General features: G+C 71.2%; 19 protein-coding genes. 13 read left to right on the top strand and 6 right to left on the bottom strand.

What is annotated here, in order from left to right:
- Nucleotides 1–14: 14 nt before the first annotated feature.
- Genes AB7E03_RS12640 through AB7E03_RS12610 form a run of 7 tightly spaced genes read left to right on the top strand, consistent with a single transcriptional unit; the run spans nt 15 to nt 9,371 of the window.
- Complete coding sequence (locus tag AB7E03_RS12640; RefSeq protein ID WP_489941748.1) at nt 15–1,517, top strand: FGGY-family carbohydrate kinase; 1,503 nt, start codon at nt 15–17, stop codon at nt 1,515–1,517.
- Entirely contained in the window at nt 1,514–2,413 is a 900-nt protein-coding gene (locus AB7E03_RS12635) for a hypothetical protein (RefSeq protein WP_489941747.1), read from the top strand. The genes AB7E03_RS12640 and AB7E03_RS12635 overlap by 4 nt, the downstream gene beginning before the upstream one ends.
- The gene (locus AB7E03_RS12630; protein WP_489941746.1) at nt 2,398–3,258 is read left to right on the top strand and encodes a hypothetical protein; all 861 of its coding nucleotides are present in this window, start codon (nt 2,398–2,400) and stop codon (nt 3,256–3,258) included. Before AB7E03_RS12635 ends, AB7E03_RS12630 begins: the two co-directional genes overlap by 16 nt.
- Nucleotides 3,255–4,757 carry a sucrose phosphorylase gene (gene gtfA, locus AB7E03_RS12625; protein WP_489941745.1) on the top strand — a complete coding sequence of 501 codons (1,503 nt, stop codon included), beginning with the start codon at nt 3,255–3,257 and terminating at the stop codon, nt 4,755–4,757. The genes AB7E03_RS12630 and gtfA overlap by 4 nt, the downstream gene beginning before the upstream one ends.
- Nucleotides 4,758–4,790: 33 nt before the next feature.
- Nucleotides 4,791–6,707, top strand: coding sequence for a hypothetical protein (locus AB7E03_RS12620; RefSeq protein WP_489941744.1), 1,917 nt, complete (start codon nt 4,791–4,793; stop codon nt 6,705–6,707).
- On the top strand, nt 6,704–8,560 hold the full coding sequence (locus tag AB7E03_RS12615; RefSeq protein ID WP_489941743.1) for an MBL fold metallo-hydrolase: 1,857 nt from the start codon (nt 6,704–6,706) through the stop codon (nt 8,558–8,560). Before AB7E03_RS12620 ends, AB7E03_RS12615 begins: the two co-directional genes overlap by 4 nt.
- 49 nt (nt 8,561–8,609) lie before the next feature.
- Nucleotides 8,610–9,371, top strand: a complete 762-nt coding sequence (locus AB7E03_RS12610) for an alpha/beta fold hydrolase (RefSeq protein ID WP_489941742.1) — start codon at nt 8,610–8,612, stop codon at nt 9,369–9,371.
- Nucleotides 9,372–9,383: 12 nt separating this feature from the next.
- Here the strand turns inward: AB7E03_RS12610 and AB7E03_RS12605 are convergent, their stop codons facing one another.
- Nucleotides 9,384–9,878, bottom strand: coding sequence for an SRPBCC family protein (locus tag AB7E03_RS12605; protein WP_489941741.1), 495 nt, complete (start codon nt 9,876–9,878; stop codon nt 9,384–9,386).
- Nucleotides 9,875–10,243 (bottom strand): ArsR/SmtB family transcription factor, encoded by a 369-nt coding sequence (locus AB7E03_RS12600; RefSeq protein WP_489941740.1) that lies wholly within the window; start codon nt 10,241–10,243, stop codon nt 9,875–9,877. Before AB7E03_RS12600 ends, AB7E03_RS12605 begins: the two co-directional genes overlap by 4 nt.
- A gap of 286 nt (nt 10,244–10,529) precedes the next feature.
- Between AB7E03_RS12600 and AB7E03_RS12595 the strand changes: the two genes are divergently transcribed.
- Genes AB7E03_RS12595 through AB7E03_RS12580 form a run of 4 tightly spaced genes read left to right on the top strand, consistent with a single transcriptional unit; the run spans nt 10,530 to nt 16,672 of the window.
- The gene (locus AB7E03_RS12595; protein WP_489941739.1) at nt 10,530–11,531 is read left to right on the top strand and encodes an ROK family protein; all 1,002 of its coding nucleotides are present in this window, start codon (nt 10,530–10,532) and stop codon (nt 11,529–11,531) included.
- Complete coding sequence (locus AB7E03_RS12590) at nt 11,524–12,108, top strand: D-sedoheptulose-7-phosphate isomerase (protein WP_489941738.1); 585 nt, start codon at nt 11,524–11,526, stop codon at nt 12,106–12,108. The genes AB7E03_RS12595 and AB7E03_RS12590 overlap by 8 nt, the downstream gene beginning before the upstream one ends.
- On the top strand, nt 12,105–14,822 hold the full coding sequence (locus AB7E03_RS12585) for an alpha-mannosidase (protein WP_489941737.1): 2,718 nt from the start codon (nt 12,105–12,107) through the stop codon (nt 14,820–14,822). The genes AB7E03_RS12590 and AB7E03_RS12585 overlap by 4 nt, the downstream gene beginning before the upstream one ends.
- On the top strand, nt 14,819–16,672 hold the full coding sequence (locus tag AB7E03_RS12580; protein ID WP_489941736.1) for a hypothetical protein: 1,854 nt from the start codon (nt 14,819–14,821) through the stop codon (nt 16,670–16,672). The genes AB7E03_RS12585 and AB7E03_RS12580 overlap by 4 nt, the downstream gene beginning before the upstream one ends.
- Before the next feature lie 29 nt (nt 16,673–16,701).
- Here the strand turns inward: AB7E03_RS12580 and AB7E03_RS12575 are convergent, their stop codons facing one another.
- On the bottom strand, nt 16,702–16,884 hold the full coding sequence (locus AB7E03_RS12575; protein ID WP_489941735.1) for a hypothetical protein: 183 nt from the start codon (nt 16,882–16,884) through the stop codon (nt 16,702–16,704).
- A 90-nt stretch (nt 16,885–16,974) separates the two neighbouring features.
- Here AB7E03_RS12575 and AB7E03_RS12570 point away from each other — a divergent pair, with 90 nt between their 5' ends.
- Complete coding sequence (locus AB7E03_RS12570) at nt 16,975–17,568, top strand: CGNR zinc finger domain-containing protein (RefSeq protein ID WP_489941734.1); 594 nt, start codon at nt 16,975–16,977, stop codon at nt 17,566–17,568.
- 91 nt (nt 17,569–17,659) lie between these two features.
- Here the strand turns inward: AB7E03_RS12570 and AB7E03_RS12565 are convergent, their stop codons facing one another.
- The 3 genes from AB7E03_RS12565 to AB7E03_RS12555 form a co-directional block, all read right to left on the bottom strand.
- On the bottom strand, nt 17,660–19,231 hold the full coding sequence (locus AB7E03_RS12565) for a transporter (RefSeq protein ID WP_489941733.1): 1,572 nt from the start codon (nt 19,229–19,231) through the stop codon (nt 17,660–17,662).
- Complete coding sequence (locus tag AB7E03_RS12560; RefSeq protein WP_489942909.1) at nt 19,213–19,986, bottom strand: ABC transporter ATP-binding protein; 774 nt, start codon at nt 19,984–19,986, stop codon at nt 19,213–19,215. The genes AB7E03_RS12565 and AB7E03_RS12560 overlap by 19 nt, the downstream gene beginning before the upstream one ends.
- Before the next feature lie 83 nt (nt 19,987–20,069).
- Nucleotides 20,070–22,337: a glycoside hydrolase family 38 N-terminal domain-containing protein gene (locus tag AB7E03_RS12555; protein ID WP_489941732.1), complete on the bottom strand. Its 2,268-nt coding sequence runs from the start codon at nt 22,335–22,337 to the stop codon at nt 20,070–20,072.
- Nucleotides 22,338–22,599: 262 nt separating this feature from the next.
- Here AB7E03_RS12555 and AB7E03_RS12550 point away from each other — a divergent pair, with 262 nt between their 5' ends.
- The gene (locus tag AB7E03_RS12550) at nt 22,600–23,970 is read left to right on the top strand and encodes an ABC transporter substrate-binding protein (protein WP_489941731.1); all 1,371 of its coding nucleotides are present in this window, start codon (nt 22,600–22,602) and stop codon (nt 23,968–23,970) included.
- Nucleotides 23,971–24,182 lie beyond the last annotated feature (212 nt).

The raw sequence follows: 24,182 nt of genomic DNA, 5'->3' as shown, positions 1-24,182 counted from the left end.
AACAGAATAGAGCAGTGACCCCCGCTTCTGCCGCCCTCGGCGTGGATGTCGGCACCACCAATACCAAGGTGGTGCTGGCCGTGCTCGGCGACGGCGCACGCGAAGAGCGGACGTTGACCGTGCCGACGCCGACCACCGGCGCGGGACTGCAGGCGGTCGTGCTCGGCGCGATCCGGGAGGTCGCCGCCGATAGCCCGCACCCGATCGCGGCCATTGGGGTCGCGTCGATGGGCGAGACCGGCTGCCTCACCGCTCCCGACGGCCACCCCCGGGGCGACCTGCTGCGCTGGGCCGACGGCGACACGTCCGCCGGCGACCGCCTGGCCGCCGTCGCCGGCGCCGAGGCGCTGTACGCGGCGACGGGTGTCCCCGTCCCCGCCAAGTCGCCGTTGACCCACTGGCTGCGCCTCGCCGACGACGGGGACGCGCGCCTCGCCGACGCCCGGTGGCTCGGCGCCGACGGGCTCGTGATCGCCGCGCTCACCGGCGAAGCGGTCACCGATCACACGCTCGCGGCGCGCACGATGGCGTACCGGCTCCCGGCCCGTGAGTCCGACCTGGCGCCGTCGTTCGACCCCGACCTCCTCTCGCTGGCCGGCCTGACCCCCGACCGGTTCCCGCACGTTGTCCTCCCCGGGGAGACGGCAGGGACGCTCACACCGAGCGCCGCCGCGGCCCTCGGACTTCCGGCGGGCATCCCGGTCGTCGCCGCAGGGCATGACCACGCGGTCGGCGCCTGGGCGGCCGGTGTGCGCTCGCCCCGCGACGCCGCCGACTCGGTCGGGACCGCGGAGGCCCTGCTCCGCGTCGTGAGCGGCGTCGACCGCGAGAGCGCGCGACGCACCGGAATGAGCCTCGCCCGCACCGTCGACGGCCGGCACGAGTCCCTGCTCGCCGGCAACCCGACCGCGGGTGCGCTGGTCGAATGGGCGTTCGCCGTGTTGCTGCCCGGGGCCGACCGGAACGACGTGCTGCAGCAGGCGCTCGCGCACGCCGACGGTGCGGTCGAGGCCGTCATGCTGCCCTACCTGCGCGGGCGCCAAGCCCCGGCCCCCGATCCGTCGGCGACGCTGAGACTGGTCGACCTGAGACTCGTCGATCTGGGGGCGCGCGACGGCGCGGCCGCCGCATCCACCCCATCCACTCGCCTCGCCGACCCCGCCGCCACCCTCACCGCCGTGCTCGCCGGTCTCGCGCTGCAGCTCGCGTGGATGGATGCGGCCCAGACCGCCCTCGCCGGCCCGCGCCGCGCCGCGCTCGCCGTCCTCGGCGGACCCGGCGCCGCGAACGGCGCCTGGTGGCGGCTCAAGCAGCGCCTCGTCCCCGGAACCCTCCGCCGGGTCGACGCCGCCGAACCGGTCGCGACCGGCGCCGCCATGCTGGCCGCCCACCGCGTCACCGGCCTCACGACCACGCTGCCGCTGCGCAGCGCCGACAGCGCCGCATCCGCGGGCGATCCGGCTCTGCTGGACGCCTTCGTGGCCGCGGCGACGCACCACGACAAGGAACCCGCATGACCGACACCACCTCCCGTCCCGCCCTCGACCTGAACGCCATCGCCCGCCCGTCCGGCGGCCTCGCGATGGTCGCGATGGACCAGCGGGAGAGCCTGCGCCACATGTTCGACCTCGCCGGCGCTGGGCGTCCGGCGGACGACGTGCTGATCCGGTTCAAGCTGGACGTCGCCGAGGCGCTCGGCCCGCTCGCCTCCGGGTTCCTCATCGACCGGCACTACGGCTTCGAGGCGGTTCGGGATGTGCTCCCGGCGAGCACCGGCCTCATCCTCGCCGCCGATGCTCTCACCCAGGAGGACGGCGGCCCGGTCGAGGAGACCGCTCTCGACGAGGTCGTGCTGACGCAGACCGACCTGGCCGGGGTCTCCGCCCTCAAGCTGCTGATCATCTGGCGGCGTGACGCCAAGCGTGAGCAGCGCGTGCGCCTGGTCGAGCGCTTCGTCGCCGAGTGCCGCGCGCGCGGCGTGCTCTCGGTGCTCGAGCCGGTCGTCCGTGCGACGCCGGAGGAGCTGGATGCCGGAACCTGGGACCTCGACGTCGCTATCCGCGAGGCGGCCGCCGAGCTGTCCCCGCTCGGCCAAAGCCTCTACAAGGTGCAGGTGCCGATGTCGGGCACCGGGAGCGCGACCGAACAGCGGGATGCGAGCGAGCGGTTAAATGCCTCCATCACCGGGCCATGGGTGGTGCTGTCGCAGGGCGTCGACCGCCCGGCGTTCCTGCCGGCCGTCGAGGCCGCGTGCCGCGCAGGAGCCAGCGGGTTCCTCGCCGGTCGTGCGCTGTGGAGCGACGTGGTCGGCCGCGACGACGTGCCGTCCGCCCTCCGCGACCTGTCCGTGCCGCGCCTCGAGGCGCTCATCGACGTGGTCGATCGTCTCGCGCGGCCGTGGCAGGACGCCTGATGATCGCCGGGCTGCTGCACACCGTGCCGGCGCTGGCGCCCACCTTCGACGCACTCGTCGCCGAGGCCGTCCCCGGTGTCGCGCGCGAGCACGTCGTCGACGCGTGGATGCTCGAGACGGCCATCGCCGAGGGAGTCACCCCCGCGGTGCGCGACCGCGTCGCCTCCCACCTTCGTCACCTGGCCGAGTCGGGTGCGGACGCCATCCTCGTCACCTGCTCGTCGATCGGGGAGGCCGCCGAGGAGGCCGCCGCCACCCTCCCGCGCTCCGTCCCCGTCATCCGCGTAGACGCCGCCATGGCCGCCCAAGCAATCGATTCCTTAGTTTCTCCGTCCGACACGCCGTCGAGCCACGGAGAAACTCAGGAGCTGTTGGCTGGGCGGATCGGGGCTGGGCGGATCGCCGTGCTCGCGACGAACACCGCGACGCTCGGACCGACCACGCGACTGATCGAGCGGGAGGCGGCGGCGCAGCGGATCGATGCGACCGTCACCGCTTCCGTCGTCGAGGGGGCGGCCGCTGCGCGCGCCGCCGGCGATCAGGCCGGCCACGACCGCCTGATCGCGGACGCCGTGCGCGACGCGGCGAACCCCGCAGGCGGCGAGCCCGCGACCGTGATCGTGCTGGCCCAGGCGTCCATGGCAGCGGCCGCCGAATCGGCGGGCGTCGACATCCCCGTCCTCACCTCCCCGGCCGGCGGCGTCGCCCGGCTCGCGGAGGCCCTGACCCCGTCGGACCCGGGACAGCCGGACGCCAGCGCGAACCGGCCGGCGCATCCCGGGTCCGGCGGAACCTCCGAGGAAGCGACAGGCACATCGACACCGACACCGGCGGCGACCTCGTGACCGGCGTCGACCTCCTCGCCTACGCCGACCGCCTCGGCGGCGACCTGCCGCGACTGGGCGCACTGCTCGACGGTCCGCTGCGCGACTTCGCCGGCGTGCACATCCTGCCCTTCTTCGTGCCCTTCGACGGCGCGGACGCGGGCTTCGACCCGATCGACCACCGCGCTGTAGACCCTCGGCTCGGCACCTGGGACGACGTCCGCGCGATCGCCGAGCGACGGGAGGTGACGGTCGACCTGATCGTCAACCACGTCTCCAGCGAGTCCGCCGAGTTCGTGGATTGGCTCGCGCTCGGCTACGAGTCGGCCCACGACGGGATGTTCCTCACCTTCGACACGGTGTTCCCCGACGGCGCGTCGGAGGCGGAGATCACCGCGTTCTACCGCCCGCGCCCGGGACTGCCGTTCACCGCCTATCGGATGGCCGACGGCACCCGCCGCCTGGTCTGGACCACCTTCATGCCCAGCCAGGTCGACCTCGACGTGGCGAACGATCGCGCTCGCGAATACCTGCGGACCACGCTGGCGACGCTGCGCGCGGGCGGCGTGACGACGGTCCGCCTCGACGCCGTCGGCTACGCGGTCAAGACGCCGGGGACCGACAGCTTCATGACGCCCGAGACGCTCGAGTTCGTGCGCGAGATCGTCCGTCTAGCCCGCGGTGAGGATCTGCGTGTCCTGGTCGAGGTGCACGCCCACTACAGCCAGCAGCTCGCCATCGCGCCGCTCGTCGACTACGTCTACGACTTCGCGCTGGCCCCGCTCCTCCTCCACAGCCTCGGCACCGGAACGTCCGACCGGCTGGCCGAGTGGCTGCGCATCCGCCCGCAGAACGCGATCACCGTGCTCGACACGCACGACGGCATCGGCATCATCGACGCCGGTCCCTCCGGCGACCGCCCGGGCCTCATCGACCAGGACGAGATGGCGGCGATCTTCGAGAGCGCGGCCGTCGCCACGAACGGGCACTCGACGCTCGCGTCCGTCGTCCCGGCGTGGATGAGCCTTCCGCACCAGATCAACGCCACCTTCCTCTCCGCCCTCGGCGGCGACGCCCGCAGCTACCTCCTCGCCCGCGCCGTGCAGCTGTGGCTGCCGGGCAAGCCGCAGCTCTACTACGTCGGACTGCTCGGCGGGCTGGACGACATCGCGCTGTTCAAGCAGACCGGTCAGGGCCGCGACGTCAACCGTCACCGCTACACGCAGGACGAGGTGGATGCCGCGCTCGCGAGCGACGTCGCACGGGCGCAGCTGGCGCTCGTGCGGTTGCGGTCGACGCATCCGGCTTTCGCCGGCGACTTCGGCTACCGTGTGGATGCCGACGGCTCACTCGAACTCGAGTGGACGCTCGGCGACGAGCGCGCCACCCTGCGCGTCGCGTTCGCCCCGGAACCTCGATTCAGCATCCGCACCACGCATGCCGGCGGCCCGCTCACCGCCGACCCGCTCCACAGCGACCCGCTCACCATAGACACCGTCGAAGCGCTCGCCGCGCTCTGACCCTCACTCGCCTCATCCCCCACCCCGAGGACCATGCAGACCATTCAGGACATCACCGTCACCCGCAGCGCGACCGAGGTCGTGCTCGTCGCCCCGGCGTACACGCTCGGCGTCGCGCTCACCCGGCCCCGCGCCACCATCGCGGGGCCCGACGGCGAACTCTGGAGCGACCTCTCGCTCGTCGCCAGCGTCGACCGGGTCGGCCTGCCGGACGAGTCGTCCGGCCCCACCGCCGTCACCGTCGAGGAGCAGCCGGACGGCTCCGTGCGCGTCACCGTGCTCACCGACTCGAGCGCGTGGGCGACGAAGGCGGTCGTCCTGCACTGCACCCCGCAGGAGGTGCGTGCGCGCGTCGAGGTGACGACCGAGGACGACGACGCCCGCCTGACCGACCTGACCATGTTCGGCGGCCAGGCGGCCCTCCCGTCGGGCGCCGCCGGGACCTTCCGCTCGGGCATCCGCTTCCCGTCGGTCTTCGTGCCGACGCCGACCGAGCCCATCCAGGTGGTCCGGCTGTCCAACACCCAGGCGCAGCTCGGCGTCGTCGGGGATGCGGAGCCCGGCCGCCTGCACGGCATCTTCTCGCCGCCGCCGCTCGTCTTCGCGCTGGGTCGCCCGTCGATCTCGCCGGACGCGCCGCACGGCCCGACCGACATGCCGGTCGGTGACTGGCTCGGGGTCTCGGTGGTCGCCCCGATCGGACAGCTCAGCTTCACGACGTACCGCTACGACGTGATCGACGGCGGCTTCCTGCTGCGGCTCACTTACGAGGGGCACACCGTGGTGCGGGCAGGCGGATGGGTGTCGCCCGAGTTCGTGCTGCGGCCGGCGGGCGCGCCGCTCACCGCGATCCGCGACTACCGGGACGACCTCGCTGAGCGCGGGTGGGCTCCGGCCCCGGGCGACTCCGCCGACTGGTGGCACGAGCCGATCTTCTGCGGCTGGGGCGCGCAGTGCGCGCTCGCCGTCCGGATGAGCCACGAGGGCGAGGCGCTCGCGACCGACAACGCCGACGGCTTCGTGCTCCCGGCCGGCGCCGCGTTCGCACCCGACCTTGCGCGTCAGTACCTGTACGACCGGTGGCTGCGCCGCCTGGCCGAGCGCGACATCCACCCGGGTACCGTCGTCATCGACGACCGCTGGCAGGCCGACTACGGCACCAACACGGTCGACACCGAGAAGTGGCCAGACCTGCGCGGCTGGATCGACGAACGGCATGCGGCCGGCCAGCGCGTCCTGCTGTGGTTCAAGGCGTGGGACCCGGCGGGGCTGCCGCCGGAGCTCACCGTGCGGGACGCGTTCGGTCGTCCCGTCGCCGTCGACCCCTCCAACCCCGCCTACCTGGAGGCGCTCGCCGAGCAGGTGACGCGGATGCTTTCTCCGGACGGACTCGACGCCGACGGCTTCAAGGTCGACTTCACCCAGCGCGCGCCTTCCGGCGTGAGCCTTCGCACGCACGCGGACGGCGTCTGGGGCATCAGCGCCCTGCACGCGATCGTGAAGACGATCCACGACGCGGCGAAGGCGGCAAAGCCGGATGCGCTCGTCGTCACCCACACCATCCACCCCTCGTTCTCGGATGTGACCGACATGGTGCGCCTCAACGACGTGCTCGAGGACTCGGTGCACGGCGAGCCGGTTCCCGTCGGCGACCAGCTGCGGTTCCGCCACGACATCGCTGCGGCCGCGCTTCCCGAGCACCCCATCGACACGGACCAGTGGCCGATGCCGAACCGCGAGGAGTGGCTCGCGTACGCGCGCATCCAGCCGGAGCTCGGAGTGCCGGCGCTGTACTACGTCGAGTCCATCGACAACAGCCGCGAGGATGTGACCGACGGCGACCTGGATGAGATCGCCGAGCTCTGGCGCGAGTACCGGGCGGCCCGGGCCGCCGTTGCCCACGATGACGGCGCCGGCGACCGCGCCGAGAAGGAGTCCACCTCCGTATGAGTTCGTTCACCGAGGTCGCTCCCGGCGTGCACCGGTTCGCGGACACGTGCAACGTGTACGTCGTGACGCCGGCCGCCGGCGCGTCCGGTGCGATCGCCGTCGACTTCGGGTCGGGTGACGTGCTGGACCACCTCGGCGAGCTCGGCCTCGACACGCTCGACGCCGTCCTGATGACGCACCACCACCGCGACCAGGGCCAGGGTCTCCCGCGCGCTGCCGCCGCGGGCATCCCGATCTTCGTCCCGCCGGTCGAACAGGATTTGTTCGCCCGGGTCGACGAGATGTGGTCGGCGCGGTCGCTCTACAACGACTACAACCTGCGGCAGGACCGCTTCTCGCTGCTCGATCCGGTACCCGTCGCGGGCACCGTTCCTGAATACAGGACGGCTCGCTTCGGCGGCGTCGAGGTCAAGACCATCCCGACGCCCGGTCACACGATGGGGTCGGTCACCTACCTGATCGACAGCGGGGATGCGCGCGTCGCGTTCACCGGCGACCTCATCTACGCGCCCGGCAAGGTCTGGTCCCTTGCCGCGACGCAGTGGTCGTACACCGAGAACGAGGGCCCGGCGATGAACGTGCTCTCCTGTCTGCTGCTGCAGGAGGAGGAGCCGAGCATCCTGCTCCCCTCTCACGGCGAACCCATGGCGGATGCGGCGGATGCGCTCGACCAGCTCGCCAGCCGGATGAGCGAGTACGTCGACTCCCGCCGCACCAACCCGTGGGATCTGCGCGACTGGCTGGAGCGTCCCTTCGTCCGGCTCACCGACCATCTGCTCCTGAACCGCACGGCCAACTCGTGCGTGTACGTGCTGCTGAGCGACTCAGGCGCCGCGCTGTTCATCGACTACGGCTACGACATGTCCACCGGCTGGCCGGCCGGAACCGACCGGGCCGCCCGCCGGCCGTGGCTGGCCTCGCTGCCCGCGCTGAAGCGCGACTTCGGCGTCACCTCGGTCGAAGTCGTGCTCGGAACGCACTACCACGACGACCACATCGCCGGGCTCAACCTGCTGCGCGACGTCGAAGGCACCCAGGTCTGGCTTCCCGAGAACGTGGCGCCGATCATGGCCGACCCGATGCGCACAGACCTGCCGTGCCAGTGGTTCGAGCCCATCCCCGCCGACCGCGTGCTCGGCCTGGGCGAGACGGTGCGCTGGCGCGAGTACGAGTTCGTCACGCACGAGCTGCCCGGTCACACCTTGTACGCCGCCGCCTTCGAGTTCGAGGTCGACGGCGTCCGCGTGCTGGCGACGGGCGACCAGCAGACCGCGGAGGGGCGGCTCGGCGTCCAGAGGGAGATCCTCAACTACCAGTACCGCAACCGGTTCCGCCGCGACGACTTCATCCAGAGCGCCGCGCTGTACCGCCGGGTCGCACCCGGTCTGATGATCACCGGCCACTGGCAGGGCCGCGAAGTGGATGAGGACTACCTCCAGCTGCTCACCGAGCAGGGCGACGAGCTCGCGGCCATCCACAACGGACTGTTGCCCGACGACGGGATGCTGCCGCCGGCCGACGGCAACCTGGTTCTCGTCGAGCCGTTCTACCAGCGCGTCGAGGCGGGTGCCGAACTCGAGTACGAGGTCGTCGTGGTGAACGCCTACGACGAGGCCCGCGAGGTGGTCGCCCGGCTGGTGACGCCCGAGGGGTGGAGCGAACCGGAGCCGAACTCCGTCGTGGCCGGTGCGGGCGAGACGGTTCGGCTGCGGTTCGCCGTGCGGGCGACCGCGGATGTGCGGAAGCGGCAGCGGCTGGCGGCGGACGTGACGATCGGGGCGGTCCGGTACGGGCAGGCGGGCGACGCGGTGGTGGACACGGTCGCGCCGAGTGCGGAGCACGCACCCGCGTAGCGTCCGACCGGTCTCGACACGTCGACGGCCGCTCGGCTAGCCTGCGGGCGTGGAACGCATCCGGCTTTACCGAGAGTGGCACGGCGACCCGGATTCGCCGCGTCCGCCGCTGCTGCTGATCCACGGCGGCGGTTCGACGATCGAGTCGAACTGGGGACTGCTGTTACCGCTGGTCGCGCCGACCCGGTCGGTGCTCGCCGTCGAACTGCAGGGTCACGGACGCACGACTCCCGGCGACCGGCCCGCCAGCTTCGAGGGCTCGGCCGACGACGTCGCGGCGGTGCTGCGCGAGCTGGGACTCGGAGAAGTGGATGTGCTCGGCTTCAGCAACGGAGGCCAGGTCGCCCTGCAGCTCGCAGCCCGGCATCCGTCCGCCGTGCGCCGGCTGATCGTCGCCTCGGCGCCGACGCGGCGGTCGGCGATGGTGGACGGCTTCTGGGACGGCCTCGCCGCCGGCACCTTCGACGACCTGCCCGCGCCGTACCGGGACGCCGACCTCGCGGTCAGCCGCGACCCCGAGCACGCGCGGCGCATGTTCGACCTCGACCAGGAGCTGATGCTCGGCTTCGAGGACTTTCCCGACGAACTGCTGACGTCGATCGCGGCGCCGACCCTGGTGGTCGGCGCCGACCACGACGTCGTGCGGGCGGAGCACTTCGTGGAGGTGGCCTCCCTGCTGCCGGACGCGCGCCTCCTCATCGTCCCGGGCATCCACGGCGACTACCTCGGGGAGCGTCTGGCCGCCGCCGGCGACCCTTCCTCGCTGCGCCGCACGCTCCCCCACCTCCTGGCCTTCCTCGACGCCCCCTGACCTGCGGGACGGTCAGCGGGCGACGTCGGCGGCGAGGAGGTCGTCGATCTGGGCGAGGGCGAGGCGCAGGCCCTCCTCCATGCCCATCGCGACCATCTCGTTGAGCTGGTCGACGCTGGCGAACCGGGAGACCTGGGTCATCCGCGTGCGACCGTCGCTCTCCTCGAGCGTGGTCGTCATCCGCACCGGCTCGCCGGGGGCCGGGTTGCCGTCGTCGTCCGCGAAGCCGTCGTCGAGGGCGAGCTGCGCGGGCGGCTCGATGGCGACGAAGCGCCACCAGCCGCGGGCTTTCGTGCCGTCCGGTCCGGTCATGTAGTAGGTGGCGCGCCCCGCAGGCTCGAACTCGAACACCTCGAACGTGGCCGGCCACTCCGGCGGACCCCACCAGCGCTCCAGCTGGCGCGGATCCGACCACAGCTGCCAGACGCGCTCCTGCGGTGCGGCGTACTCGGTGACGAACGTGAGCGTCAGCGCATCCACGTCCTTGTTCGACTCGACGAAGGTCATCGTTCGTTCCTCTCGTGTTCGGTGGTGCGTTCGTTCTCTGCGGCGAGGATGCCGTCGATCGCCGCATCCCGACGGCGCCAGAGCTCTTCGTAGGCGCCGAGCAGTCGCGACGCGCGCCGGATGGTCTCCGGGTCGCCGGACACCACGCGTTCCCGTCCACGGCTGCGCTTGTGGACGAGCCCCGCCCGTTCGAGCACCGCGACGTGCTTCTGCACCGCCGCGAAGCTCATGTCGTACTGCCGGGCGAGCTCGCTAACGGAGTGCTCCCCCTGGAGCGATCGCGCCACGATGTCCCGCCGTGTCGCATCCGCCAGGGCCTGGAAGATGCGATCGACCTCGGCATCCGTCATCTCATCTACAACCATTTGGTTGTACGTTACGCCCGGCCTGCCGCTCGCGCAACCCGCCATACTCGCGAGGTGCTCACAGTTGCTGTCGACCCGCCGAGGCACCGCGCAACTACGAGCACCTCACGAGGGGGAGAGGCGCGGGATGCGGCGAGGGGCGTGCGCAGAGCGTGCGCAGGATGCGCGGAGGACGCGCGCAGCGCACGCGCCGTGTTGACCCGGCACCCCGCCTCGTCCTAGTATCTGTGGGAACGATCCCACACGATCCACCAGCGCAGTCGTGGTCGTGCACCCTCGGAAGGACATGATGGCAAACGGCCTCCGCGCCGTCCTCTCACTCGACATCGGCGGCACGAAGCTCGCCGTCGGTGTCGTGACGGAAGACGGCCGAACCCACGCACTGATCGTCGAACCCACACGCCGCGAGGAGGGTCCGGGTGCGATCGTTCCCAGGCTCTTCGACATGGGCCACCGGGCGATCGCCGCATCCGGACTCCAGGTGGAGGCCGTGGGCATCTCGTGCGGTGGTCCGCTCGACGCGAAGACCGGCGTGCTGACCGGTCCGCTGCACCTGCCCGGCTGGATCGACCTGCCGATCGTCGAGTTGGCCGAGCGTGAGTTCGGCATCCCCGCTGTGCTCGAGAACGACGCGACCGCCGGCGCTCTCGGCGAGTTCCGCTACGGTGCGGGACGCGACGCCGACACCATGGTCTACCTCACGATCTCCACGGGCATCGGCGGCGGCGCCGTCATCGACGGCCGCCTGCACCGCGGTGCCGCCGGCAACGGCGGCGAGTTCGGTCACGTCATGGTGCGCACCGACGGCCGGCCCTGCCTGTGCGGCCGCCGCGGCTGCCTGGAGGGCTACGCGTCCGGGACCTCGATCGCTCAGCGCGCCCGCGAAGCCGTCGCCGAGCGCGGCGCCGGGTCGTCGCTCGCCGAGCTTCCCGAGGTGCGGGCGGAGGATGTCGTGGCCGCGGCAGCCGCGGGCGACACCCTCGCGACCGAGCTCTGGCAGGAGACGGTCGACGCCCTCTCCACCGCGCTGACGGACCTCGTCAACGTCTTCGAGCCCGACCTCGTCGTGCTCGGCGGCGGCGTGACCCGCTCGGGCGACGCCCTGCTCGTCCCGGTCCGGGAGCGCGTGGCGGCCGACGCCATGCCGCCCGCGGCCGCAGCATCCACCGTCGTGCTGGCGGGCCTCGGCGACGTGGTCTGCGTCGTCGGCGCGGGTGCCGTCGCCTTCGACCGTCTCGACCGGCTCGCAGGTGCGGGCGTCTCACAGAAGGGAGCCCACCGTGGCTGAGTGGATGCGTGAGCAGCTGGAGGCGCACATCCAGGTCGCCGAGCAGGGCGAGAAGCTCCTGCCGGCGCTGCGCGAGGTGGGGAAGGTGCTCTGCGACGCGTTCGCGGAGCGCGGCATCCTCTATACGTTCGGCAACGGCGGCAGCGCCGCGGACGCCCAGCACTTCACCGGCGAGATCATCGGGCACTACAAGCGCGACCGGCGGCCGCTCGGCGCGGTCACGCTCAGCACCGACCCGACCACCATGACCTGCATCGCGAACGACTACTCGTACGACGACGTCTTCTCGCGCCAGGTGCTCGGCCTCGCGCGCCCGGGGGATGTCGTCGCGGCTTTCACGACGAGCGGCCGGAGTGCGAACATCGTCTCAGCGCTCGAAGCGGCGAAGTCGGTCGGCGCCACGACGGTGCTGTTCGGCGGCGGCGATGGCGGTCCGGCGAAGCAGTTCGCCGACTACGCGCTGCTGAGCCCGTCCACGACCACCCCGAGGATCCAGGAGTTCCACACGTTCATGCTCCACGTGCTCTCCGAACTCGTGGACGCCTGGGCCGACGGCGACGAGGAGTACGCCCTGTGACGCCCCCCACCACCCCAGCCAACGGTTCCGGAGTTTCTCCGGTCGACACGCCGCGCGTGGGCGGAGAAACTCCGGAGAAGATCGCGGTGGATGCGGCCGATGAGCGCACGGAAGCGGCGAGCGCCGCGCACCGCGACGCCCCCGTCGCGAACGCCCCCGCCGGCACGCAGCCGCGCGACCTCCCGGCCGCGAAGCGCCCCACCGCGACCCCGCAGCGCACCCTCCACATGATCGGCAACGCGCACCTCGACCCGGTGTGGCTGTGGCCGTGGCAGGAGGGCTACCAGGAGGCCCGCGCGACCTTCTGGTCGGCCATCCACCGCATGGATGAGTACCCCGACTTCATCTTCACCTGCGACCAGATCGTGCTGCTGAGCTGGGTCGAGGAGTCCGATCCCGAACTCTTCGAGCGCATCAAACAGCGCGTCGCCGAGGGCCGCTGGGTGAACGTCGGCGGCTGGTGGGTCGAGCCGGACAACAACATGCCGATGGGCGAGAGCTTCGTCCGGCAGGGCCTCTACGGCCAGCGCTACCTGGAGTCGCGCTTCGGGACGCCGTCGACTGTCGGCATGAACGTCGACCCGTTCGGGCACAACGCGATGCTGCCGCAGATCCTCCGCGGCCAGGGTATGGACTCGTACACCTTCCTGCGCCCCGGCCCGCACGAGTCGGACTTCGGGGATTCGCTGTTCTGGTGGGAGGCGCCCGACGGCTCCCGCGTGCTGGCCTACCGCATCCCGTTCGAGTACGGGAGCCCGCCCGGCTCGGTCGACGGCCAGACGGAGAAGTCGCTGGCGTCGCTCGACCGCAGCGTCGGCTTCGGCGAGAACGCGACCGCCATGGTCTTCTACGGCGTGGGCAACCACGGCGGAGGCCCGACCATCGCGAACATCGAGTCGATCCACCGCTACGACCGGATGGGCTCCTTCGGAAGGATGACGATGTCCTCACCGCGCACGTACTTCGACGAGGTGCTGGGACGGGGCGAGGCGTTCCTCGACGCCCTCCCGGTGCGCCGCGACGACCTGCAGCACCACGCTCCCGGCTGCTACTCGTCGCACTCCGGCATCAAGGCATGGCAGCGCCGCGCCCAGTTCGCCGTGCTGAACGCCGAGCGCTGGGCGGCCGTCGTCGCCGCCACCGACGGCGTCGCGTACCCGCGCGATGAGCTGGAGACGGCGTGGAAGCAGGTGCTGTTCAACCAGTTCCACGACATCCTGCCGGGTTCGGCGATCGAGCCGTCGTACGACGACGCGCGCGATCAGCTCGGCGAGGCCGTGTCGATCTCGAAGCGGATCGTGACCCGCGCCCACAACGTCATCGCCCGCCAGGTGCAGGTCGACCGTGAGGACGGCACGCAGCCGGTCCTCGTCTTCAACCCGCACGCCTGGCCGGTGTCGGTGGATGTCGACTTCCAGTACGGCGCTCAGCGGGGCGGCGTGCACGTGGTCGACGAGAACGGCGAGCCGGTCGTCTTCCAGAACTCGCAGTCCACCGCGACGACGGATGACATCTCGCGCGGCGCCGTCGTGTTCCGCGCCGACGTGCCCGCCCTCGGCTACCGCCTGTACCGCTTGCGCCCCGGCGCGGGCCCGGGTGCCGCCGCCAGCGGGCTCACCGTCACCGCGGACACCCTCGAGAACGAGCACGTCCGCATCCAGATCGACCAGGAGACGGGCTGGATCTCGTCCTACCTGAACAAGGCGACCGGTGTGGATGTGATGGCCGGTGTCGATGGCGCGCAGCACACCCAGATCAACGACGACCCGACCGACACCTGGGGCCACCGCGTCGTCTCGTACGCCTGGCCGGGCGCCACGATGGAGCTGAAGCGCATCGTCGTGCGCGAGACGGGGCCCCTGCGTTCGCGCGTGCGCATCGAGCGCGCGTGGGGCGCATCCACTCTGGTCGAGGAGCTCATCCTCGACCACGACTCGCCGGTGCTGCGGGTCAACGTCACGCTCGACTGGCGGGAGCAGGCGCACCTGCTGAAGCTGCGCTTCCCGACCGTGCTCAAGGACCCGACGACGACCTACGAGATCCCGTTCGGGCACCTGGAGCGCCCGGTCGACGGCGCGGAGGAGCCTGCGCAGTCGTGGGTGGATCTGTCCGGCGCGGTCGACGGCAAAGCGGCCGGCCTCACCGTCATCACCACGAACAAGCACGCCTACGATGTGAGCCCGGCCCACGCTGAGAACAGCGGCCAGCCCAGCATCGGCGTCACCGCCGTTCGCAGCCCCGTCTACTCGTGGCACGACCCCCGGCTGCTCGACCCCGAGGGCATCTACTCGTTCCAGGATCAGGGCGTGCAGCGGTTCAGCTACGAGCTGGTCCCGCACGCCGGCGACTGGCGCGCGGCCGACCCGATCCGTCGGGCCCTCGTGCTGGGGAACCCGGTCCGGGCGATGCAGGAGTCGTTCCACGACGGCGCGCTGCCCCCGGTGAACTCGTTCGCCGGTGACGGCTCCGGAGCGGTCATGGTCACGGCGCTCAAGGGCACCGAGGATGCGACGGAAGCGCCCGGCGGCGCCGACGTCGTGGTGCGCGCGGTGGAGACACGCGGTGAGGCCGGCCGGTCACGGATCGAGCTGCCGCTTCTCGGACGCACCATCGAGGAGGACTTCGGTCCGTCACAACTGCGCACCTTCGTCGTCCCGGCCGACCCGGCAGAGCCCGTGCGGGAGGTCGACCTGATCGAGCGCCCGCTGTCGTGAGCCCGCATCCCGAGGTCTGCGTCAGCGTCGTCGGTCCTGCGGCAGACGCTGTCGAGGTGCGGCAGGAGTGGAGCCCGGCCGAGCCGGGCTGGCGGCTCACCCTGCACGTCGCCTACACCGGCGACGAGCCGGCCGACGGGTCGGTGCTGGTCGAGGCGCCGGTGCACGGCGCCGACGACCCGTGGTGGCTGATCCCGGGTGCGTTCTACGGCGAGAACCGGCCGGCGGAGAACGCCCGGGCGTTCCCGCGCTTCGAGATCGGGGCGGACTCGCCGGAGCAGCACGACGCCCTGGTCAGCGACGCCTGGGAGTTCCGCGCCGACCGCGCGGCCACGCCTGCCGTCTTCGCCTGGGCCGGTCCCGACCACGGTGGCGTCGCCCTCGCGGCGGACGAGACCACGCCACTCGGTCTCACCGGCCTAGGGCTCGCCCACGACGCGGAGTGGGGCGACGCGAGGGTCAGCCTCCGCTTCCCGTACCGCGAGTTCCCGGTCACCTACTACGGCGACGCACGGCCCCGCCCGGCTGACGTCGCCACCCACGTCTTCACCCCCGGGGAGACCGTGGACCTCACCGTCCGCGTCTTCGAGCTGGCCGCATCCCGTCACTCCTACGCGCCCATCCTGCGCGCCCTGCATGCCGAGTCGGCGCCCTCGGCACCGCTCGACCCGTGGGTGGATGTGGCGACCGCGGCCGACCTCACCGCCGAGGGGCTGCTGACGTGGCACTACGACCCCGACCCCGGCGTGCTGCTGGAGACCGTCGGCTTCGACCGCGAGGTGAGCGGCCGCGACGGGCTGAGCGTCGACCGGCAGGCGATGCACGTCGGCTGGGTGAGCGGCATCCCGTGGGCGTACGCGCTGCTGTCCCACGGCCTGCGCACGTCGCGCGCCGACGAAGTGGATGCGGCCGAGCGCGTCATCGACTTCATCACCGCATCCCTGTCCCCGTCCGGCACGTTCTGGGGCGTCTGGTACCGCGATCACGGCTGGACGCAGAGCTGGACCGAGCTCAAGCGCGGCCTGCACTCGCGCACGCTGGCGGAGGCGACCCTGTTCCTGGTGCGCGCCCAGGGTCTCGCGCCGCACCGGCAGTGGGAGCACGCCATCCGCTCCAACCTCGATGTCGTCGTCGGTCGCCAGCGCGCCGACGGCAACCTCGGCTCGGTGCACCACGCGGAGACCGGCGAGGTGCTCTCCTGGTCGGGAGCGTCGGGACTCACCTGGATCGCCGCGCTCGTAGAGGCCGCGGATCGCGATGACCGCTACCTTCCCGCCGCGCTCGCTGCCGGCCGCTACTACGAGCAGTTCGTCGACCGCGAGTTCGTGCACGGCGCCCCGGAGGATGTGGACCTCGCCCCCACCTCCGAAGACGGTTACGCCGCCGTCATGGCCTACGTCGCGCTGCACCGGGCGACCGGAGACGCGCACTGGCTCGATGTCGCACGCCGCGCCGCCGATTGGATGCTGACCTTCCGCTACAGCTACGACGTCTCGTTCCCGCAGCACACGCTGCTCGGCGCCTACGGTTTCCGCACGCGCGGGGCGGACAACGCGTCGCCGTCGAACCAGCACCTGCACGCATACGGACTGGTCTGCACCGCCGAGCTGCGGGAGCTCTCCGCCGCCCTCGGCGACCCGCACTACGCGGAGCGCGCGGACGAGACGCTGGCGTGCTTCCGTCAGTTCATCGCGCGGGAGGACGGCGACTTCAACGCCTACCGCGGGATGGTAAGCGAGCGCTATTACCAGACAGAGTGCTTCCAGCCGAAGGGGATGCTGCTCACGCTGTCGCACGCCTGGAGCGTCGGGGTGACGCTGCTCGCCTGCGAGCAGACGCTCGCGGGCTGACGCGGCCCGCTCGTCGCCGGCCGAGCCGCTCAGCGGTGCAGGCCCCAGTACATCCAGGGTGAGACGTGGTCCGTCCACGGGTCGCGTTCGGCGCGTCGGGTGAGGCGTCGCACGCGCATCGCGCGGTAGTGGATGCGTATCCACCTCGCGAACGTCGGCGTGTTCTGCGCGCGCGGCGGCGCTCCCGTCCAAGGCAGTGCTGACTGATCCACGATGACCTCCAACCCCAGCTATCGGTTTTTGCCGGTGTATCGCCAGACTGCACGCTGGTCTTACACCTGTCAAGTGCGTATGCTGGTGTCATGGGTCGGCAGACGGATCTCGCGTTCCAGCGAGAAGACGAGATCATCCCCGCGTCGGCGCGGCTGGTGCGGGACTTCGTGAACACGGTCGAGTACCAGGAGGACGAAGAGGGCTGGGAGCAGCCGTCCGACCTCGTGGCCTGGCTCGACGCGCGAGGTCTGCTCGGCGCCCGGCCTGCCGACATCGCGGCCGACGCCGACGATCTCGCGCTGGCGATGACCGTCCGCGAGGGCCTGCGCAGCGTGCTGGCGACGCACGCCGGCCACGACGCCGATCCGGAGGCGCTCCGGCGTCTGGATGACGCGCTCGCCGGCCTGCCGGTGCGGGTCGCGTTCGGTCCGTCGGCGTCGTTCGAGCTCGCCCCCGCCGCCGGCGACGATGTCCGAAGCGCTCTCGCCGGTGTGCTGGATGCGGTACGCGCCTCCCGCGAAGACGGCAGCTGGCCGCGCCTGAAGGTCTGCGACCGAGCCACCTGCCGCTGGGCGTACTACGACTACTCCAAGAACCGCTCCAGCCGTTGGTGCACCATGGCGGGATGCGGCAACGCCATGAAGATGCAGGCCCGCCGAACGGCCCCCTCCGCCTCCTCGTGACCCGCCCATCCCGTCCAGTTGACGCAACACGCCGTCCGGCGACCTGCGCCGACGGCGTGTCGTGACAACTGGACGGCGACGCGGAGGCGGGTCAGCCGTCCTTGCGCAACTGGAGCAGCAGCTCCGGCGCCCGCGCGTCGAGCACGCGCCCACCGATCCGCACGCCGACTACCACCAGCACCGAGCCCAGCACCACGCCCAGGGCGAGCGCCAGCCAGCCCCACACCGCCTCGCGCGTGACGAGCGACATCACCAGCAGCACGATCTCGGGCAGGCAGAGCACGGCGATGATGCCCCAGGCTGCGAACGTCGGGCCGAGCAACGAGATGTTCGAGCCCGGGCGCGACCGGAACGGGTTGTCGCCCGGTTCCGGCACGGGGAACACGAAGCGCGCAGAGGTCACCGAGCAGACGGCGACACCGCTCAGCAGCATCCCGAGGGAGAGCCCGAGCAGTCCGGGAGCGGGTAGCCAGTCGCCCTCGAACGCGGCGGATCCGATCACGATGAGGATGACGGCCGGCACGGCGAACGTCAGCAAGGCCGAGGCGCGCCCCCACCGGTCCGCTCGCCCGGGGACGGCCTTGGAGACGTGAAGCGCGAACGCCGTCGAGTCGTACGAGACGTCGGCGATCATCCCGATCCCCAGGGAGAACGCGACGACTGGCGCGGCCGCGAAGATGTAGCCGGTCGAGTGGTTGATGCTCGCATAGAACCACATGACGGCGGGGAGCAGCGGGATGACGAGAAGCTGCCGCAAGTACCTCGGGTCGCGGAACCAGTAGGTCAGGCAGCGCGCAGCGATGGCCCCGGCGGCGGTCCCCGGAAGCACCCCGAAGAGCCCCGACTTGCCGGGAGCGCGCACCCGAGAGGATGCTCGCGCCGGGGTCACCAGCGAGCGCGCGAGTCCCCAGCGCCACACCATCCACAGCACCGCGAAGGTCGCGACGGCGATGAGGAGCCGCAGGAGCGCGCCGAGCGGATCCCCCGCTGCGATCGCCCCGGGCACCGCCCAGACCGCGCCGAGCGGCGACCAGCCGAGACCGACGGCGATGGCGGGCAGGGCGTCGGCCGACGAGCGCAGTCCGCTCGTGATCCCGATGATGATCGGGCCGGCCAGGATCAGCGGGATGAGGATGAGCAGCCCGCTCGCCTCGCGGAACCGGCGGCCCGACGAGAGCCCACTCGCGATGGAGGTCACGGCTCGCGAGATGACGATGCACGTCGCCGCCCCGAGCACGCCGGTCACCAGGGCGACCAGCGCGACGCCCGGCGAGCGCAGCCAGGGGAGCGCGGTACCCAGAGAGGCGAGCGATGTCGCCGCTCCTGCGACGCCCACGGCGCCGCTCAGCAGCATCCCGAGCATGAGCGGCCGCAGAGCGATCGGGTAGACGGCGAGGTGGCCGGGGTCGAGTGTCTGCTCGACGCCCGACAGCAGAAGCGGGAGGACGGCCCAGCCGAGCACGGCGGCCGAACCTGCGAGTACGACTGCGGTGGTGGCGACCTCGGCCGGCGCGAACGACAGCCCGACCAGTGCGCCAAGCACCAGAAGGAGCAAGAACGCGCCGTAGACCGCGCCGATGATGACGGCGACCAGCTGGCCGGTGCTCCGTCGGAACGAGTTGCGCAGGACCAGCAGGCGCAGCCTTACGAGTGTCGCAACCACTCCGGCCCCTCCCCGACGCGGCGTCCGCCGACCAGCTCGACGAAGCGGTCCTCCAGCGTGGATCCGGCGCGCACCTCATCCACCGAACCGGCGGCGATCACGCGGCCCTCCGTGATGACGGCGACGTGGTCGCACATCCGCTCGACCAGGTCCATCACGTGCGAGGAGACGATGACCGTGCCGCCGCCGTCGACGTACGTGCGGAGGATGTCGCGGATGTTCGCCGCCGAGACCGGGTCGACCGACTCGAACGGCTCATCCAGCACCAGAACGCGCGGCGCGTGCACCATCGCGCCGGCCAGGGCGATCTTCTTCGTCATACCGGCCGAGTAGTCCACGACGAGCGTGCCCCCGGCGGACTCGAGGTCGAGCAACTGCAGGAGGTCGTGCGTGCGCTGCTGCGCGGTCGGGCGGTCCATGCCGCTCAGGAGACCCGCGTACTCCACCAGCTGCTGGCCGGTCAGGCGGTCGAACAGGCGCACCCCGTCCGACAGCACGCCGACCATCGCCTTCGCGACCAGCGGCTGACGCCACATGTCGACGCCGTGGATGAGCACCTCGCCCGAATCCGGGCGCAACAGCCCGGTCGCCATGCTCAGCGTCGTCGTCTTGCCCGCGCCGTTCGGGCCCACGAGTCCGTAGAAGCTGCCCGAGGGCACATCCAGGTCGATCCCGTCGACAGCGTTCTTCTGACCGAACCGCTTGTGCAGCCCGCGGATCCTGATCGCCAGACCGTCGTCCTCAGCCACGCGCACCCCCTCACGTCTGGGCACGCGCGCACCTCGCGCGTGCCGTCAACCACCCTATCGGCGGGTGCCGTGGTCAGCGCCCGCCGTGGTCAGCGCCCGAGGATTCCGCTGTACGAACGTGCCTGCACAGGGAGGGCGAGCCCTGCGCCGTAGACGGCGACCGCGGCGCGCAGCCCCTCGGCGTCCGCCGGCCGGAACCGGTAGTGCAGCGTGCCCGTGAACTCCTGCCGCGCCTGGAAGTTCGTGAAGTGCAGGTTGTTCATGACCCAGCTGTTGATGTGGCCGGCCTGCGCGTCGAGCGTGCGGGCCCATTCGCCGGTGTGGAAGCCGCCCAGCTGCACCAAGGGAGCATCCACCGTGCCCCACAGGACGGCGGCCGTGCCGTCTGCGCTGCGGACACCGATGGCGTGCTGGATGGAGTACCAGTCTTTGGAGGTGTCCGGCAGCTGCTCACAATCGGCCGCGAACACGGCGCCTGCCGTCTCGAGCAGGAACTCCGGGTCGGAAACCGCGAACGGGAAGGCGACGAAGATGCTCTCGGGCCCGAATCGCTCCGGCTTGGCGATGCTCACAGTGAGGTCGATGTCGTCCAGGCCGCGGAACAGCGTGAGGGTGTGGGATGCGGTGAGCTGCCCGTCCAGCTCCGACGACCAGTGGATGCGGGCGTACGCGTCCGTCTCGGCGACCTGCGGCGTCGTGCTGGAGGCCGCGTGCGACCGCGCGAACGCCGGTCCGGGGAACGCCGGATTGAAGTTCTTCGGGTTGTCGAAGATCGCGTGCGAGCGACCCGCAGCCGTGACGGACTCCGTGATGACGGACCCGAGGCCGTGCGGCGACGCGGGATCGACGAGTTCGCGACCGGAGGCCAGGTCGACCAGCGACACGACACCGCCGCGAGCGGGGTCGACGGTGGCGCGGAAGCGTCCGGCCTCGAGGGTGGTGCCGTCACGTGGCGTCGGCTCGTTCACGGGAACGGGAAGCACGGCCACGGATGCGGGCGGAAGGTCGGCGACGAGGGTCACGCGTCGCGACCCGTCCACCTCCGCCTCGACCGCCTCCCGTCGAGGCTCATCGGAGAGGTTGGCGACCAGAACGCCGTCCGCCGGCGCGGGATCGGCGCCCGATGCGGCCAGCCGGTACAGCGCCTCCACGTTGAGATCGCGCGCGAGGTCCCATGCGCCGTAGGCGAAGGCGGCCTTCGCGTTCCAGTGCGAGTGGCTGAAGTGCGAATGCGGTTTCGAATACGTCTCCCACGAGCCCCAGGTGTGCTCGCCGAACAGGAGGAGTTCCTCCTCCACGCGGGCGAACGTCTGCTCGAGTTCGGGCTCGTCGCGCACCCGCACCGGCCCGCGCCTGTACCCGAGGACCGTCGCCAGCGCCGGCTCACCCTCGCCGCGCTGCGCCGCCAGCCGCAGCGCCGCGCGAGCCGAGAGGGCGAACCGCCGCGCCTCGCGGTACACCGCGACCTCACGGGCGGTCGAACCGTGACCGTGCGACCACCATTCGGCCCACTCGCCCCGCAGCACCGGCAGGTCGTCCGGCGCCTGCGCGGCAAGCACATCCAGAGCGGAGTCGATGGTCGCGGTCTCCATCGGCCGGTCGGGATGCCGGTCGTTCCAGTGCCGCACCACGCGCGTGAACAGGGCGGTTGGCCAGCGGTTGTCGTTGCCGGCGTGCACCACGGCGGTGTCGAACGGATAGTCGTCGCGGGCGTCGAGGCGCTCGACGAACTCCAGGATGCGCTGCTCGGCGAGCTCCACATCCCCGTCGACGATGCCCCACTCCTCGCCGAAGCCGTAATGCGTCGACAGGAGGGTGAAGACGCGGCGGCCGGATGGGGCCTCCCACCAGAAGGCGCTCGGCTGTTCCAGCGGCGCCCGGCCGTGGTCGGGGTTCAGCGCCATCACCAGCCGCTCGATGCCGGCGTCGAGCATTGCGTCGGCGACGCCCCAGGCGATGCCGTTCACGTCTCCGTGCTGCTCGGTGCGCACCGGGATGCCGGCGTCGCGGATCGACCGGAGCGAGCGGTAGGCGGCTTCGAATTCGGCGAGATCGGGGAGCTGCGTCATGTTGAGGTACCCACCCGTGACAGCGATGGTCCCGTCGGCGACGCGGTCGTGCAGCTCGCGAACCTCGTCGTCGGTTGCCGAGCGGAGGAAGTTCAGCACCGGCCGGGCGACCTCGAAAGTCCAGCGGAAGCGGTCGGCATCGGCGCTCGCGGCGTCGTCCGCGGCGGCGAGCCGCAGCACTTCGCGCACGATCTGCGCGTGCATCCCGTCGATGATCCGAGGGCTGTTGGTGTAGCCGACGTCGTGGTGGGTGTGGCCGAGCAGCAGCAAACGGCGGATGCGGGGCATCAGGGCCTTCCTCGCGGATCGTGTGGCATCGTTGCCATACGACCCTAGGGCTTGAGGAGTGGCGACTTCAAGCGTAAGAAACAATCAAGTAACGAAAACCGGCTCTCCCCACCCGGTCCCCTTGTGAAGTGCCTCATCGCTGCATTAGCGTGCGATGTGGGAAGGTTTCCATACTGTCGCCATCAAACCCCGGCAGCAGGGGATCCCGTACCTCTTCGCACGGGCGAGGACGCCCGCTGCGACACCACTGAAGGGAAATCAGATGAACAAGAGGCACACCGCCCTCGCCGCGATGGCAATCACCGCGTCGGTGGCGCTCCTCGCCGGTTGCAGCTCCAGCGGCGGCAGCTCGTCCGGCGGGGACTTCTCGAAGGACACCAAGGGCAGCCTGAACGCCTGGGGCTTCGACAACGCCGACGAGGTCGGCACCTCCCGCATCGATTACGCCAAGGACCAGCTCAAGGGCGTCACGATCAAGATCGACCAGACCCCGTTCGACGCGCAGAAGTTCACTACGCGCGTCGCGGGCGGCAACGTCCCCGACGTCGTGCAGATGGACCGCCAGTTCGTGGCGACCTACGCGGCGCAGGGGCTCATCCAGCCGCTCGACCAGTGCTACTCGGTGCACAACGTCGACCCGAAGAAGAACTACTACGGCTCGGTCGTCGACGACATCACGTACAAGGACAAGATCTACGCGGTGCCGCAGTTCTACCAGCCGCCGGCGATCATCACCAACGAGCGCGTCATGAAGGCCGCGGGTGTGACGGATGCCGACATCGACACCTCCAAGCCCGACACGCTGGTCGCGGCGGTCAAGAAGATGTACAAGGCGTCCGGCGGTAACCCGGCCGTCCTCGGCTTCGACCCGCAGGCCAGCGGCCAGGCCGGCCTGTGGCTCCTCGCCAACGGCGGCCAGGTCATCGGAAGCGACGGCAAGCCGACGCTCGACGACCCGAAGAACGAGAAGGGCCTCGAGGTCCTCAAGCAGATCACCGACGCTCAGGGCGGCTACGCCAAGATGAAGAGCTTCACCGACTCGTTCGACTTCTTCGGCGAGAACAACCAGTACGTGAAGGACCAGGTCGGCGCTGAGGTCAACGCCCAGTGGTACGTCAACGTGCTGACGCCGTTCGTCGACAAGGTGGACATCGGCGCCGTCCCGTTCAAGGACAGCGACGGCAAGCCGTTCACGGTCGCCTCCGGCACCTCGTTCGTCATCCCGGTCGGGGCGAAGAACAAGGACGCCGCGTGCGCCTGGGCGCTCAACCTCACCAGCGAGAAGGCCTGGGAGGCTGCGGGTGCGGCCCGTGCCAAGACGATCGAGAAGACGCCTGGCGCGATCAACACCGGCCTCTTCACCGGCTCCCCGGAGGCGGACAAGACGCTTCGTGAGAAGTACGTGAAGCCGTCCGGCAACGCGGGCTTCGACAAGGCGATCTCGACGTACTACGACGTGGTCGGCAGCGGCAAGTCGTTCGGTGCCTCGCCCGCCGGTCAGCAGATCCAGACCGAGCTGCAGAACGCGATCCAGTCGTACCTGCTCGGCAACAAGTCGGCCAGTGAGGCCCTCAAGGACGCGCAGGCCGCGGCCGAGAAGGCATACCAGCAGGCCACCAAGAGCAGCAAGTAACGCGGCTCCCCCCAGGGGCGGTCTCCTTCGGGAGGCCGCCCCTTCTGCGTGCTCGGGGGGTGTGGCGCGTGCGGTGCGTGGGCGGGGGTGCGTGCGAGGGGTGCGTACGCGTGGCATCCCGTCCCGCCCCGTGCCCGAGCGGTGACACGTTGTCGCCACTCGCGTCCCGTTCGAGCATCCACTTACCACTCGCGCTGCTCCGGCCCGCTGCG

This window comes from Leifsonia sp. RCC_180, assembly GCF_058138205.1.
This window is presented reverse-complemented; position numbering and strand designations above follow the sequence as displayed.